The sequence below is a fragment of the Leucobacter sp. Ag1 genome (genome assembly GCF_000980875.1).
Classification (GTDB): domain Bacteria; phylum Actinomycetota; class Actinomycetes; order Actinomycetales; family Microbacteriaceae; genus Leucobacter; species Leucobacter iarius.
In genome coordinates, this window is the sequence record NZ_LAYO01000108.1 from 45,704 (window position 1) to 57,703 (window position 12,000).

General features: G+C 70.8%; 14 protein-coding genes. 7 read left to right on the forward strand and 7 right to left on the reverse strand.

Annotated elements, in window-relative coordinates; genetic code table 11:
• Positions 1–81 precede the first annotated feature (81 nt).
• A complete protein-coding gene (locus XM48_RS13910; protein ID WP_046456504.1) occupies positions 82–1,182 on the reverse strand; it encodes an AI-2E family transporter in 1,101 nt (366 codons plus the stop codon).
• Between the two features lie 190 nt (positions 1,183–1,372).
• On the opposite strand from XM48_RS13910, the gene XM48_RS13915 reads away from it, so the two are divergent.
• Both XM48_RS13915 and XM48_RS13920 read left to right on the forward strand, forming a co-directional pair.
• Positions 1,373–2,230, forward strand: coding sequence for a DUF1266 domain-containing protein (locus tag XM48_RS13915; RefSeq protein ID WP_046456430.1), 858 nt, complete (start codon positions 1,373–1,375; stop codon positions 2,228–2,230).
• A complete protein-coding gene (locus XM48_RS13920) occupies positions 2,218–3,321 on the forward strand; it encodes a hypothetical protein (RefSeq protein WP_046456431.1) in 1,104 nt (367 codons plus the stop codon). The genes XM48_RS13915 and XM48_RS13920 overlap by 13 nt, the downstream gene beginning before the upstream one ends.
• Here the strand turns inward: XM48_RS13920 and XM48_RS13925 are convergent.
• From XM48_RS13925 to XM48_RS13935, 3 genes are all read right to left on the reverse strand, one after another.
• The gene (locus XM48_RS13925; protein WP_046456432.1) at positions 3,284–4,942 is read right to left on the reverse strand and encodes an ABC-F family ATP-binding cassette domain-containing protein; all 1,659 of its coding nucleotides are present in this window, start codon (positions 4,940–4,942) and stop codon (positions 3,284–3,286) included. The two genes, XM48_RS13920 and XM48_RS13925, sit on opposite strands and share 38 nt — an antisense overlap.
• Before the next feature lie 300 nt (positions 4,943–5,242).
• Positions 5,243–6,184 carry a cation diffusion facilitator family transporter gene (locus XM48_RS13930; protein WP_046456433.1) on the reverse strand — a complete coding sequence of 314 codons (942 nt, stop codon included), beginning with the start codon at positions 6,182–6,184 and terminating at the stop codon, positions 5,243–5,245.
• On the reverse strand, positions 6,184–6,576 hold the full coding sequence (locus XM48_RS13935; RefSeq protein ID WP_046456434.1) for a metalloregulator ArsR/SmtB family transcription factor: 393 nt from the start codon (positions 6,574–6,576) through the stop codon (positions 6,184–6,186). The genes XM48_RS13930 and XM48_RS13935 overlap by 1 nt, the downstream gene beginning before the upstream one ends.
• Positions 6,577–6,700: 124 nt before the next feature.
• Between XM48_RS13935 and XM48_RS13940 the strand changes: the two genes are divergently transcribed.
• The 4 genes from XM48_RS13940 (at position 6,701) to XM48_RS13955 (ending at position 9,404) form a co-directional block, all read left to right on the forward strand.
• Positions 6,701–7,198 carry a hypothetical protein gene (locus XM48_RS13940; RefSeq protein WP_046456435.1) on the forward strand — a complete coding sequence of 166 codons (498 nt, stop codon included), beginning with the start codon at positions 6,701–6,703 and terminating at the stop codon, positions 7,196–7,198.
• A gap of 245 nt (positions 7,199–7,443) precedes the next feature.
• On the forward strand, positions 7,444–8,271 hold the full coding sequence (locus XM48_RS13945) for a M23 family metallopeptidase (protein WP_052961533.1): 828 nt from the start codon (positions 7,444–7,446) through the stop codon (positions 8,269–8,271).
• A gap of 26 nt (positions 8,272–8,297) precedes the next feature.
• Positions 8,298–9,008, forward strand: a complete 711-nt coding sequence (locus XM48_RS13950) for a thioredoxin domain-containing protein (RefSeq protein ID WP_046456436.1) — start codon at positions 8,298–8,300, stop codon at positions 9,006–9,008.
• A gap of 66 nt (positions 9,009–9,074) precedes the next feature.
• Complete coding sequence (locus XM48_RS13955) at positions 9,075–9,404, forward strand: zf-TFIIB domain-containing protein (protein WP_046456437.1); 330 nt, start codon at positions 9,075–9,077, stop codon at positions 9,402–9,404.
• An 88-nt stretch (positions 9,405–9,492) separates the two neighbouring features.
• Here the strand turns inward: XM48_RS13955 and XM48_RS13960 are convergent, their stop codons facing one another.
• Positions 9,493–10,107 carry a TetR-like C-terminal domain-containing protein gene (locus XM48_RS13960; RefSeq protein ID WP_046456438.1) on the reverse strand — a complete coding sequence of 205 codons (615 nt, stop codon included), beginning with the start codon at positions 10,105–10,107 and terminating at the stop codon, positions 9,493–9,495.
• A 187-nt stretch (positions 10,108–10,294) separates the two neighbouring features.
• On the opposite strand from XM48_RS13960, the gene XM48_RS13965 reads away from it, so the two are divergent.
• The gene (locus tag XM48_RS13965) at positions 10,295–11,008 is read left to right on the forward strand and encodes a Pr6Pr family membrane protein (protein WP_231580891.1); all 714 of its coding nucleotides are present in this window, start codon (positions 10,295–10,297) and stop codon (positions 11,006–11,008) included.
• Here the strand turns inward: XM48_RS13965 and XM48_RS13970 are convergent.
• Both XM48_RS13970 and XM48_RS13975 read right to left on the reverse strand, forming a co-directional pair.
• Positions 11,005–11,244: a hypothetical protein gene (locus tag XM48_RS13970; RefSeq protein WP_046456440.1), complete on the reverse strand. Its 240-nt coding sequence runs from the start codon at positions 11,242–11,244 to the stop codon at positions 11,005–11,007. The two genes, XM48_RS13965 and XM48_RS13970, sit on opposite strands and share 4 nt — an antisense overlap.
• A gap of 90 nt (positions 11,245–11,334) precedes the next feature.
• Positions 11,335–11,964 (reverse strand): SOS response-associated peptidase family protein, encoded by a 630-nt coding sequence (locus XM48_RS13975; RefSeq protein WP_046456441.1) that lies wholly within the window; start codon positions 11,962–11,964, stop codon positions 11,335–11,337.
• Positions 11,965–12,000 lie beyond the last annotated feature (36 nt).

A 12,000-nucleotide genomic window follows, 5' to 3' on the forward strand; every position in this document is an offset into this window, starting at 1 on the left:
GTCGGGACTCGGATGGCGGCACGGATCGTGACCGGGTCGTTACCTCGCGCAGATGAGGCCGACCGGTCGGATAGGGTCCGGCTACGCGTCCTGCGGCGCCTCGGTCTTCGCGTCCTGCGCCGGGAACACGACCTTCTGGATGATGATGATGAGGCTCGCGGCGACGGGGATGGCGACCAGTGCGCCGAGGATCCCGCCGAGCGCGCCGCCGCCGACGGCCGCGATGACGACCATCGCGCCGGGCACGGCGACCGCCTTGCTCATGATGCGGGGGCTGAGCACGTACGCCTCGATCTGCATGTAGATGAGGTAGTAGATGATCGCGACGAGCGCGGTCAGGGGCGATGCGAACAGGCAGATCACCGAGTTGATGATCGCGGCGCTGAGCGTGCCGACGAGCGGGATCAGCGAGCCCATGAACGCGATGAGCGCGAGGAGCACGGGCATGGGGGCCCCGATGATGCTGAGGAAGATGAGGCTCAGGACGCCGTTGATGAGCGCGAGGCTGGCCTGCCCGATGACGTAGCGACCGACGGCGCCGGACACGTCCTCGAGGATCTCCGAGAATCCGGGGCGACGGTAGGCGGGGACGAAGCGGGCCGCGGCGTGCTTCATCGATCGCAGCGACGCCATGAAGTAGAGGGTGAGGATCAGCACGATCGTCACGCCCGTCGCGCCACCCGCGATCCCCGCGCCGACCGCGAGGATCCCGCCGCCGATCTGGCTGAGGTTGCCCGGATCCTTCAGGAACGTCACGACGCTCTGGAGGGCGTTGTCGATGGTGCCGCTGTATTGGCTGGTCACATCGTGGTACCAGGTGCTCGCGGTGAACTCCTTGATGAGGCGCGGGGCGTCGTCGATGAGGCCTGCGACCTGCTCCACGAGCACCGGGATGACGGCGAGCACGATCCCGGCGAAGGCGGCGAGCACTACGACGACCACGATGGTGACCGCGGCCGGGCGGGGGAGCTTGCGCTCGATGTACGAGACGATCGGGTCGAGCCCGAGCGAGAGGAACAGCGCGACGCCGATGTAGATGAGCACGGTGGCGAGCTGGCCGACGATGGAGCCGATGAGGAGCGCGACGAGCACGCCGAGGGTGCCGACGAGTCCGAAGGTGAACGGTTCGATCCGCGCCCTCGGCGTGCTCGGGGCGCGCGTCGACGCGCCTTCGGTTTCCACGGCGCTTCGCTTGATCCGCACGTTGACCTCTTCCTCGACCGGTGTGCACTCAGTCGAGCACTGCGGAACGCGCCGAGTCAAGTCGAGCGGGTGGTGGGGACGGCGATCCGGCAATTACACGTACACTGTTCCGGTAATGTGCCGAGGACGGACCGGGTCCGCCCGGCCGCTCGCGAAAGGATCCCCTCCGATGGAAATCGTCACGCAGTTCTTCGACTGGTTCTGGGACCCGGCCAACGCCGTGATCCGCTGGATCATCATCGGCGTGCTCGTCGTCGCCCTGCTCTTCGTTCTGCTCTGGGCGTACGGCAAGTTCGCGCCGCTCGCGCACCACAAGGACTTCCCGGTCGACACCCGCGAGGCGAACCTCCTCGCCCTCGGCTTCCAGCAGATCCTGAACTCCGGCGAACTGTGGAACGATCCCACGGCGAGCACGCTCACCGCCAAGCAGAAGCAGGAGCTCGCGCGGATGTGGGGGCTGAATTCGACGCAGGACGTCGTCGAGAACGTGGAGCGGCTCACCACCCAGCGCCGCCGACGCGAGCTGTGGCAGCAGCTGCTCGCGCTGCGCGCGCGCGCCGCCCAGGCGAACGGCGGACGCCGCCCCAGCGAGCGCCAGTGGATCGCGGCAATCAAGGAGGCCGGCGGCACCGGCAAGGGCGAGGAACGGGACTTCGTGCGCGCGGTCAACTACTACGAGAAGGAGCTCGGCAAGAAGATGTTCCCCGCGAACGAGCCGGTCGTGAGCCTCGACGGTTACGCGCTCGGGCAGGCGGCCGCGGTGCCGGTCTGGGGCGTCGGCATGGGGCTCATCTCGCGAGCGGACTCGATGAAGCTCGTCGAGTACGTCAACGGTCTCGCCCGTACCGAGTTCGACTCGTGGGCGGCCTTCGGCCGCAGCTACGCCCTCGGCCGAGTCATGCACTGGAGCGACGGCACCATGGATGAGAAGCAGGCGAGTCGCGGCGGGGATGCCGTCGCCGCGATGCAGCACGCGCTCGACGGCAAGCGGCGCGGCCCGTGGGGCCTGCTCCCGTGGCGGATCTGAGCCGACACGATCCGAGTCGCGTCCGCCGTCCGCCGCTTCTCGGCCCGGCGGACGTGCTCGCGCCGTCGCCCACGCTCGCGGAACTGCGGGAGTACCGGCGCGGTGTCGGCGTTCCGTGGCACCGCGGGGTCGCCGTGCTCGCGACCGGATCCCTGCTCGGAGTGGCGCTCGTCGTCTGCGTCGCGATCCTGATCGCCCGGGCGATCGACCCGGTCGGGATCCCGTCGCTCGCCCGGTCCGCACTGCTGCTCGTGCCGCTGTCGTGGACCCTGCTGATCCTCGGCGGTTTCACCTGGTGGCTGCGCTGGCGACTGCGCGACGTCCGACTGCGCAGGTTCGCGCGGGCGAACGGTCTCGGCTTCGTCGACCGGGCCGCCTCCGGAACGCTCGACTGGCGGGTCGCGCGCGCCGGACTCGGGTTCCCGAAGAATATGGTCAACGTGGAGCGGGCGGCGGTGCTCGGCGACGGGATCGTGCTCGCCCGCAACCAGCCCGTCACCAAACCGGGCGGCGGGTCGGGCTTCCGCCGCCCGTTCGCGTTCGCGCAGCTCGATCTCCCGCGCGCGGTGCCGCACATCGTGCTCAAGAACCGGCGGTCCCGCGTGCTCGCCCTCGCCGGTCTGGGGCTCGGCAACCGGGTCGTGCTGAGCCTCGAGGGCGACTTCGATCGGCACTTCACCCTGTTCTGCCCCGCGGGCTACGAGCGCGATGCCCTCGAGATCTTCACGCCCGACGTGATGGCCGCGCTGATCGACGTCGCGAACGACTGCGAGGTCGAGCTCGTCGACGATCACCTGCTGCTCTACTTCCGCTTCGGGCTGCCGCTCTGGAGGGCGGAGACGATGGAGCGGGTGCAGGCGGCGCTCGCGCTGCTGGGGGATCGCTTCGCTCGCCAGGCGGGCGGCTACCGCGACGAGCGCTCGGCGCGTTCGCACGATACCGTCGGGGGTGCGGGACCGATCGCGCTCGCGGGGCGCCGCACGACGAGCGGCACGGGCGTGCCCGCGGCGGCCGTCGTCGCGACCGCCGCGGTGCTGCTGCTCAGCGCCGTGGCTACCGCGCTCTCGGTGCTCGTGCTGCCGGGGCTGTAGGTGCGAACCCGGCGACCGTCCTCATCCCGCCGTCCCGGCCCAGTTCGAGGGTGAGATCGATCCCGAGCCGGCCGAGGAACGCGTCGTCGTGGCTCACGACGATCAGTGCGCCCCGGTAGGCGTCGAGCGACTGCGCCAGGTGATCGATGCTCGCCGTGTCGAGGTTGTTCGTCGGCTCGTCGAGGATCAGCAACTGGGCGGGCGGATCCTGGAACAGCAGGCGCGCGAGCGCGACGCGGAAGCGCTCCCCGCCCGACAACGTGGCCACCGGCCGGTCGGCGGCGGCGCCTCGGATCAGCAGGCGCGCGAGCAGGTTACGCGCGGTGCCGTCGGGAACCTCGGGCGCGGCTTCTCGCACGTTCGCGAGTGCGCTGGCGGCCTCGTCCAGGCCGCTCTGGCGCTGGTCGAGGAACCCGATCCGGTCGGTGTGCAATCGGGTCCGGATCCGGGAGGAGGCCGGCGTCGCTCCGGCGCCCGCTCCATCGTGCCCGAGCAACCGGGCCAGCAGGGTCGACTTGCCGACGCCGTTCGGTCCGACGAGCGCGACTCGCTCCGGTCCCTGGACCAGGATCGTGCGGTCCCCGTCCTCGAACTCCGCGATGCGACGATTCGAGCGCACATCCGGATCGGGGAGTACGAGGCTGATGCGCTCCTCGACCCGGACCCGTGCGTCCGCCCGGTCGACGGCTTCCTGGGCGGCGGCGACCTTCACGTCGAGGGTCGCGCGCATCGATCCCGCCGCGTTCTGCGCTTTGCTCGCCCGATTGCCGGCCAGGATCTTCGGGATCCCACCGTCCCGCTGGGTCCGCTTGCCCGTGCGTTCTCGCCGCGCGAGCTTGGTCTCGGCCTCGACGCGCTGGCGTTTCTCGACCTTCAACGCCTGTTGGGCCGACCGGGCGGTCGCGATCGCCGCCGCCTGCTCGCGGTCGCGATGCGCGAGCCAGGCGCTGTAGGGGCCGCCGAAGAACTCGAGGCCAGCGGCGGACAGTTCGGCGGTGGCGTCCAGGGTCTCGAGCAGATCGACGTCGTGGCTCACGACGACGAGGGATCCCGGCCAGTCGGCGAGGAGGCTGCGGACGCGGGCGCGCATCTCCCGATCCAGGTTGTTCGTCGGTTCGTCGAGCAGGGTGATGGCGGTGCGCCGCACCCGCATGCCCTCGATGGCGATCAGCATCGTCTCGCCGCCCGACAGCGCTTCGACGCGGCGGTCGAGGGGGACTCCCTCGAAACCGAGGCGGTCGAGCGCTTCGCGGGCGCGGGATTCGAGGTCCCAGTCGTCGCCGATCGTGTCGAAATGCCGTACATCGACGTCCCCGTGCTCGACCGCGCGGATCGCATCGAGCACGGGCGCGATCCCGAGGAGGTCGGCGATGGACACGCCGGTGCGCAGGGTGACCGATTGGTGCAGGTATCCGACCGTGCCGGAGGCCGCGACTTCGCCGCGGCTCGGACGGAGCTCGCCCGAGACGAGCCGGAGCAGGGTGGACTTCCCGGCGCCGTTGCGGCCGACCAGGCCGGTGCGCCCGGTCGGGAAGGTGCCGGACAGGCCGGTGAAAGCGGTGGCCCCGTCGGGCCACTCGAAGGTGAGGTCGCGGAGGGTGACCGCGGGTGCGATGGACATGACGCTTCTCCTGAGTGCGCGATTCGCGCTGGTGGGTGCTCTCGATGGAGCCGCGACCGGAAACCGTGCGCGGAGGCGCAGCGGGGAGGGCGGATCGCGGCGGCGGAGTACCGCAGCCGTTCGGGGCGTCGGATCACGAGGATCGCCGAGCGCGGCGGCATCCGAGAACGGATGCGGGCTCGGTCGGGGGCGCCACCGGCGGTGCGGTGGCTAGCGTCTGTCGATCTCGATGAGCACGGATCGAGCCTATCGGAGGGTGGAGCGCGGCGCTCGCCGCGTGGGCGAGCGCCGCCCGGGGGATCAGGCGTGGCGCACGGCGCTGCCCTCCTGGTCGCGGATCTCCTCCGTCTCGATCTGGAACGTCGAGTGCTGGACCGAGACCTTGAAGTGCTCGGCGACGCAGGACTTCACAGTGCTGAGCGTCTCGGCGGCGTGGCCGTCGGTGAAGCACTCGTCGTCGACCACGATGTGGGCGGTGAGGGTCGGCAGGCCGGTCGCCACGGTGGAGGCGTGCAGGTCGTGCACGTCGAGCACGTGGTCGAGTTTCAGGATGTGGGCGCGCACCTCGTCGAGGTCGAGCCCCTTCGGGGTGAACTCCATGAGCACGCCCGCGGTCTCGCGCATCAGGGTGAACGCGCGGGGCACGATCAGGGCGGCGATGAAGAGGCCGGCGAGCGCGTCGGCCTGCTGGAAGCCGGTCGTCGCGATGACGATCGCCGCGACGATCACGCCGAGTGATCCGAGCGCGTCGTTCATCACCTCGAGGAACGCGGCGCGCATGTTGAAGTTCGCTCCGCGGCTCGACGAGAGGATCAGCAGCGCGACGATGTTGGCGGCGAGGCCGACGACGCCGAAGATGAGCAGCTCGCCCGCGGGCACCTCGGGCGGCGCGAAGAGGCGTCGCACGCCCTCGATCGCCGCGTACACGCCGACGGCCAGGAGCAGGGTGGCCTGGCCGAGCGCCGCGATGACCTCGATGCGGCGGAAGCCCCAGGTGCGCTTCGAGGACGCGGGGCGGAGCATGAGCGTGCCGGCGATGAGTGCGACGAGCAGGCCGGTCGCGTCGGTGAGGGCGTGCGCCGTGTCGGTGAGCAGCGCGAGGCTGCCGGTCACCCAGGAGCCGACCGCCTGCGCCACCACGATGATCGAGGTGATCGCGAAGGCGATGGCGAGCCGTTTGCGGTGGTCGCCGGGGTGGCCGGCTTCGCCGACCGCGGGTCCGTGGTCGTGTCCTGCGCCCATCAGTGGTCCTTTCGCTCGGCGGCCGGTGCCGCGGTTCGGGGGGTGCGGAGGTGCGAGCAGAGGATCGCCCGCGTGCCGGCCGCTTCGAGCAGTGCTTCGGCGGCGGCGATGACGGTGCTCAGCCGCTCCGGGTGCGCGAGGGAGTACCAGGAGGCGCGCCCGTCGGGGCGGACCGCGACGAGACCGCACTCGAGCAGGAAGCTGAGGTGCTTGCTGACCGTCGACTGCGCGAAGCCCATGTGCTGCACCAGGTCGCGGACCCGGTGCTCGCCCGACGCGAGGTGCTGCAGCACCGCGAGGCGGGTGGGATCGGCGAGGCCCTGGAAGAGGTGCGCGTAGGCCGCGGTGGCCTGCGGATCCAGGATCACCGGCTCGGTCGCATTCATCGTCATATGGCGATGCTATCGCTCAGCGACGATTTTGAAAAGGGTCGATTCTCCCGCCGATCTCAGGGTCGGATGTTAGCTTTGCTGGGTTTTCGATTCATCCGCAGCGATTCCGACCGGGAGGTGGAGCATGGAGCAGGCACGCGCGACCGCGCGCTGGAGCGCGAAGGGCTCCGCCGCGCCCTGGATCGTGCTCGCGGTTGCGGCGATCGTGCTCGGCCTGCTCGGCATGCACGCCCTTCGCGACGTGGATCCCGCGCACGGTGCCGCGGCTTCCGCCGCCTCGACCGTCGCGGCCGGATCCACCGGGACCCGGGTCGTCGCCCACGACACCGCGGCCGCGACGGCGGCCCCGACCGCCTCGAACCAGGGCCTGACCGGCCAGGAGCGCGTGCACGACACCCCGGCCGAGGGCCACGACACCGCGGCCCCGATCGGCGGCTGCCTCGACCTGGTCTCGGTCTGCGTGCTGGCGCTCCTCCTCACCTTCGCCGTCGTGATCCGCCGGAACCGCGGGCGCACGAGCACCCTCTCGAAGCGGGCGTTCGTCGTGCTCCGCGTCCGCGCACCCGGGCGCCCCTTCATCGAGCCTCCGTCCCCCTTCACCCTCTCCGTCCTCCGTACCTGATCGTCGGCGCGCGTCGCTGCTCCCGTCCCTGCCTCCGCATCGGACGTCGAGCCGACGCGCAGCAGCCCGCCCCGCGGCGTCCGTTCCGGCCGCACGCGGACGCCCGACGACCGATACCCAGAGGAGTCCTCGATGCACTCGACCAAGCATCCCTTCCGCAACCCCATCGTCTTCACCGTGCTCATCGTCCCGGCGGCGCTCGTCGTCGCCGGACTGAGCTACGTGCTCACGGCGGTGCTGTTCGCGTGAGCACCGAATCCCCGAACGCGCCCGAGGCGCATCCCCACGACGAGCTCTGCACGCCGAATCCGATCCACCTGATGTCGGCCGACGGACCGCAGTCGGCGATCGAGGCGGCGGAGCCCGAGAGCGCCGCCCCCACCGCGGCCCGGCGGCTGCGCCGCGCGGTGACCGCGACCACCGCCGCGCTCGGCGCCTGCGTCATGGTCGCGGGTCTCGCCGCGCCGCTCCTCGCCCAGCCGCAGCAGGCCGGAGCCTCCGGCCCGGGTGCGGCGCTCGCCGCCGCGGCACCCGCGCAGCACCTGAACGGCACGGGCGGCACCGCGCTCGGCTCCGGCGAGCGGGCCTTCGACACCATCTCGCCCATCGAGACCGCGCCCGAGGCGAAGCCGGGATCCCCCGACCTCTCGGGGCTCTCAGACTCGAAGGTGCGCTACCCGTTCGACGCCCAGGTGCCCCTGACCGATCCGTTCGGCTACCGCACCGCCCCCGTCGCCCAGTTCCACGACGCGCAGGACTTCGCTGCGGCCGACGGCACGCCGATCCGCATCATCGCGAGCGGGATCGTGCTCGAGGCGGGGCAGACGATCGACGGCTGCGGTTTCGGGCTCAAGGTGCAGCACAAGATCGGCGGGCGCGACGTCACGAGCCGCTACTGCCACATGCAGAACGACTCGAGCAGCTTCACGGTCGGTCAGCAGGTGAAGATCGGCGATACCGCCGGCCGGGTGGGCGCGACTGGCATGGCCTTCGGCTCGCACCTCCACCTCGCCATGCGGCAGGACGACAAGCCCATCGACCCCATGGTCTTCCTGACCAAGAACATCCGGTGACCGGCGGAACGGCAGAGGAGCAACGCATGACCACCCCTTCCGATTCCACCCGGCCCAAACGGATCTCCACCTCGACGCGGGCGGCTCTGATCGTGATCCCCGCGGTGATCCTGCTCGCCGTCGTCGCGATCGCGGTATCGATCCTGGCGCGACCGGCGACCCCCGCCCCGAGCGCCGACGCGCCCGCTTCGGTGTCCGACGTCGTCGCGGCGGACTCGCACGTGCTCGACGACGGGGGTCCGGGCGCCCCCACCCTGGTCGAGTTCCTCGACTTCGAGTGCGAGGCGTGCGGCGCCTTCTACCCGTACGGAGAGGAGATCCGGAAGCAGTACGACGGCAAGCTCACCTACGTGATCCGCTACTTCCCGATGCCGGGGCACAGGAACTCGATGACCGCCGCGCTCGCGGTCGAGGCCGCGGCGCAGCAGGGCAAGTTCGAGCAGATGTACCGGCAGATGTTCGAGACCCAGGCGGAGTGGGGCGAGAAGCAGACCTCCGAGGCGCCGCGATTCCGCGAGTACGCGCAGCGCCTGGGCCTCGACCTCGCGGCCTACGACGCCGCGGTCGCGGACCCGAAGACCCGGGACCGGGTGCAGAAGGACTTCGACGCCGCGCGCCTGCTCGGGGCGACCGGAACGCCGACCTTCTTCCTGGACGGGCGCAAGCTCGAGCTCACGAGCGTCACCGACCTGACCGACGCGCTCGACCGGGCGCTCGCCGCGAAGGCCGGGGCCTGATCCCGCGTCCGACGCGGTCGAACCATCGCAACCACCGAATCACCGAACCACCGAAGGAGAACCATCATGAAATGTCCCATCGACGCGACCGACCTGGTGATGTCCGAGCGCTCCGGAGTCGAGATCGACTACTGCCCGCAGTGCCGGGGCATCTGGCTCGACCGCGGCGAGCTCGACAAGATCGTCGACCGCGCCGCGACCGAGTACGGCCGCACCGCTCCCGCCGCCCCCGCGGCTCCGCAGGCGCCGGTCGACGACCGGGGTCGCTTCTCGGATCACGGACGCGACCGGGGCTACGACCGCGGTCACGATCGGGGTCACGACCGCGATTACGACCAGCGCTCGGGCAAGAAGCGCCGTCGCGAGGGATTCCTCGGCGAGCTCTTCGACTTCTGATCGGCCGCGGCCTCCGCACGCGGCAGCGGGCCGGGATCCTCCTCAGCGGAAGGATCCCGGCTCGCTGCCGTTCGTACGGTGCGCCGGCTCAGGCGCGTGCGTCCTCGGGCAGCGCCGCCCCCAGCTCGCGCATCGCGGTGCGCGCCGATTGCCGGACGATCTTCTCGGTGATGGGCGCTTCGCCGGGGAGCGCGGCGCGCAGCAGCAGCGGGCCGTAGAGCAGGTCGATCACATACTCCGCGTCCTCCGGCGGCTCGATCTCGCCGCGGTCGACCGCGCGCTGCAGCATGCGGCGGCAGGACTCCCGCTGGGGGTGGATGAACTGGGAGGCGAACAGCTCGGCGACGACGTCGTCCTTCGCGCTGGCGTCGAGCAGCAGCGGGATCAGTTCGCGGCAGACGCCGTCGGTGTACATGTCCACCTGATCCTGCACGACGGACTCGATGTCGCCGAGGAGGGTGCCGGTGTCGGACGCGGGATCGAGCGCGTAGCGGTGCACGGCGACGTCGACCAGGAAGTGCCCGAGCGAGTTGTAGCGCCGGTAGAAGGCGTCACGGTTGGTCCCGGCTCTGGTGATCAGGTCTTTCATGGAGATCGAGCGGATCTCCGAATCGATGGCGAGGCCCTCGAAAGCGCGCTTGAGCGCTTCGTCGATGCTCTTGTCGCGGGGCCGCCCGGAAGAGGTTCCTGCTGCTTTGCTCATTGTCCGCAAGGATAGAGCATCGACCTTCTTTCCTTACTGAGGTAAGGTAATTGTGGGTTGCGCACGCGCGCGACGACGAGCGCCCTCCCCCCTGCACGGGGCCCGTCGTTCCACTCTGTCGGCACCCGCGTCCGCGTCCGCGCGGAACGGGGTGCCGACAGAGTGTCCCAGCCGCTATGTTCGTGTCATGAACTCGCCCCGCGGCATGAGAGCCTGGTCCTTCGTTCGGCTCCTCGGGTCGGCGCTGATCCTCGCCGCGGTCGCGCATCAGCTGATCATCACGGTGACGAACGCGCTCGAGGCGACGACGCCGCACGGATCGCACCTGCCGACCGTGCTCGCCAACTTCGCGAGCTTCTTCACGATCGAGTCGAACCTGAGCGCGGTGGTCGCGCTGCTGCTCGCCGGCCTCTGGGGGCTGCGCGCCGCGGAGGGCGAGCGGGAGCCCCGCGGGCTCGCGATCCTGCTGGCCTGCGCCTCGACCTACATGATCACCACCGGCATCGTCTACAACACGCTGCTGCGGGGGATCGAACTGCCGCAGGGCGCGACCGTGACCTGGGCGAACGAGATGATGCACCTGATCGGGCCGCTGCTGCTGCTCGCCGACGTGCTCGTCGCACCCGGGCGCGGGCCGTTGCGGAAGCGCACGGTCGCCGTGATCGCGGCGTTCCCGGTGCTCTGGGCGGTGTACACGCTCGTACGCGGGCCGCTCATCACGAGCCCCGCGACGGGGCTGCACTATTGGTACCCCTACCCGTTCCTCAACCCGAACCAGCCCGGCGGCTACCCGCTGGTCGCGGTGTACATCGCCGGGATCGCGGTCGTCGTGCTCGCGATCGGGTCCGGAGTGGTCTGGATCTCGCGGCGACGGAACCGGAGCCGGGCGACGACGGACTAGCGCGCGAGCGCGGCGACGACGAACCAGCGCCCCGCCGTGCTGCGCGCTTCGAACTCGCGCAGCGCCCCCGAGGTCTCGGAGCGCGCGCGGAAGCGCCATCTCGGACCCGCGGTGTCGGCGAGCGGGGCCGGGGCGTCCACGACGCGCCAGCGTTCGCTCCGCCACACCATGCGGTCGGGCCGGCCGTCGGTGAGCCAGAGCGCGACCTGATCGTCCAGCAGTACGTCGACGCTCATCTCGCACCCCCGAATCGCTCGAACACATGTTCGAGTATCGAGGGGCCCCGGGGCGGCCGCAAGTCGGCGCTCGGCGATCCGCGAGATCGGTCAGGAGCGCCGAAGATCCTGCGAGATGCCGTCAGATGCGAGCACGGCCCGATCGATGAGCTCCCGGTCGCCGGCCCGCTCGGGATCGAGCCAGTCGTCGTGCATCTCGCTCGGGAGGATGAGCGGCATCCGGGGTTCCCCGTCACCGGAGTGCGCGTCGAGCGCCGACCCGACCGCGCGACGGGTCACGAGCGAGTAGCTCAGGATCTCCTCGCCGTTCGCGTCGTGCGACACAGCGGTGATCGCGGCGATACCGAACATCGAACCGCCCAGATCGAACCTCGCCCCCTTCTCCAGGTACCAGCTCGCGGGCACCAGTGCGCGATGCTGGAACGGGGTGCGCCAGGATCGCAGCAGCGCGTCGTCGCGGGAGTTGAACGCCGAGAATCTCGCCGGCGCATCGCCCTTCCAGAGCCACCACCAGGCGAGGTCGAGCCGCCGCCGCCCGTCGACCTCGCGGATCAGCGGATTCAGATTTCGGGCGTTCTTGCCGGTGATCCGCGCGGTGCCGTCGCGTTGCGCCGCCCATTCGGCGACGCGCTCCGCCGACTCCCGCTCGTCGAGCGGCGGGATCGGGGTGTCCGGCGGTTCGACGTAGGGTCCGCCGCCCAGTCCGTACTGCGCGCACATGCCGGAATCGTACGTCCGGCGGCGCGCTCGGGGAAG

Bases quoted from the DNA above. Each gene is read 5' to 3' on its own strand.
- XM48_RS13930 (WP_046456433.1), bottom strand. From the start codon at position 6,184: ATGGGCGCAGGACACGACCACGGACCCGCGGTCGGCGAAGCCGGCCAC.
- XM48_RS13950 (WP_046456436.1), top strand. From the start codon at position 8,298: ATGACCACCCCTTCCGATTCCACCCGGCCCAAACGGATCTCCACCTCG.
- XM48_RS13960 (WP_046456438.1), bottom strand. From the start codon at position 10,107: ATGAGCAAAGCAGCAGGAACCTCTTCCGGGCGGCCCCGCGACAAGAGC.
- XM48_RS13965 (WP_231580891.1), top strand. From the start codon at position 10,295: ATGAACTCGCCCCGCGGCATGAGAGCCTGGTCCTTCGTTCGGCTCCTC.
- XM48_RS13940 (WP_046456435.1), top strand. From the start codon at position 6,701: ATGGAGCAGGCACGCGCGACCGCGCGCTGGAGCGCGAAGGGCTCCGCC.
- XM48_RS13925 (WP_046456432.1), bottom strand. From the start codon at position 4,942: ATGTCCATCGCACCCGCGGTCACCCTCCGCGACCTCACCTTCGAGTGG.
- XM48_RS13975 (WP_046456441.1), bottom strand. From the start codon at position 11,964: ATGTGCGCGCAGTACGGACTGGGCGGCGGACCCTACGTCGAACCGCCG.
- XM48_RS13970 (WP_046456440.1), bottom strand. From the start codon at position 11,244: ATGAGCGTCGACGTACTGCTGGACGATCAGGTCGCGCTCTGGCTCACC.
- XM48_RS13915 (WP_046456430.1), top strand. From the start codon at position 1,373: ATGGAAATCGTCACGCAGTTCTTCGACTGGTTCTGGGACCCGGCCAAC.
- XM48_RS13955 (WP_046456437.1), top strand. From the start codon at position 9,075: ATGAAATGTCCCATCGACGCGACCGACCTGGTGATGTCCGAGCGCTCC.
- XM48_RS13935 (WP_046456434.1), bottom strand. From the start codon at position 6,576: ATGACGATGAATGCGACCGAGCCGGTGATCCTGGATCCGCAGGCCACC.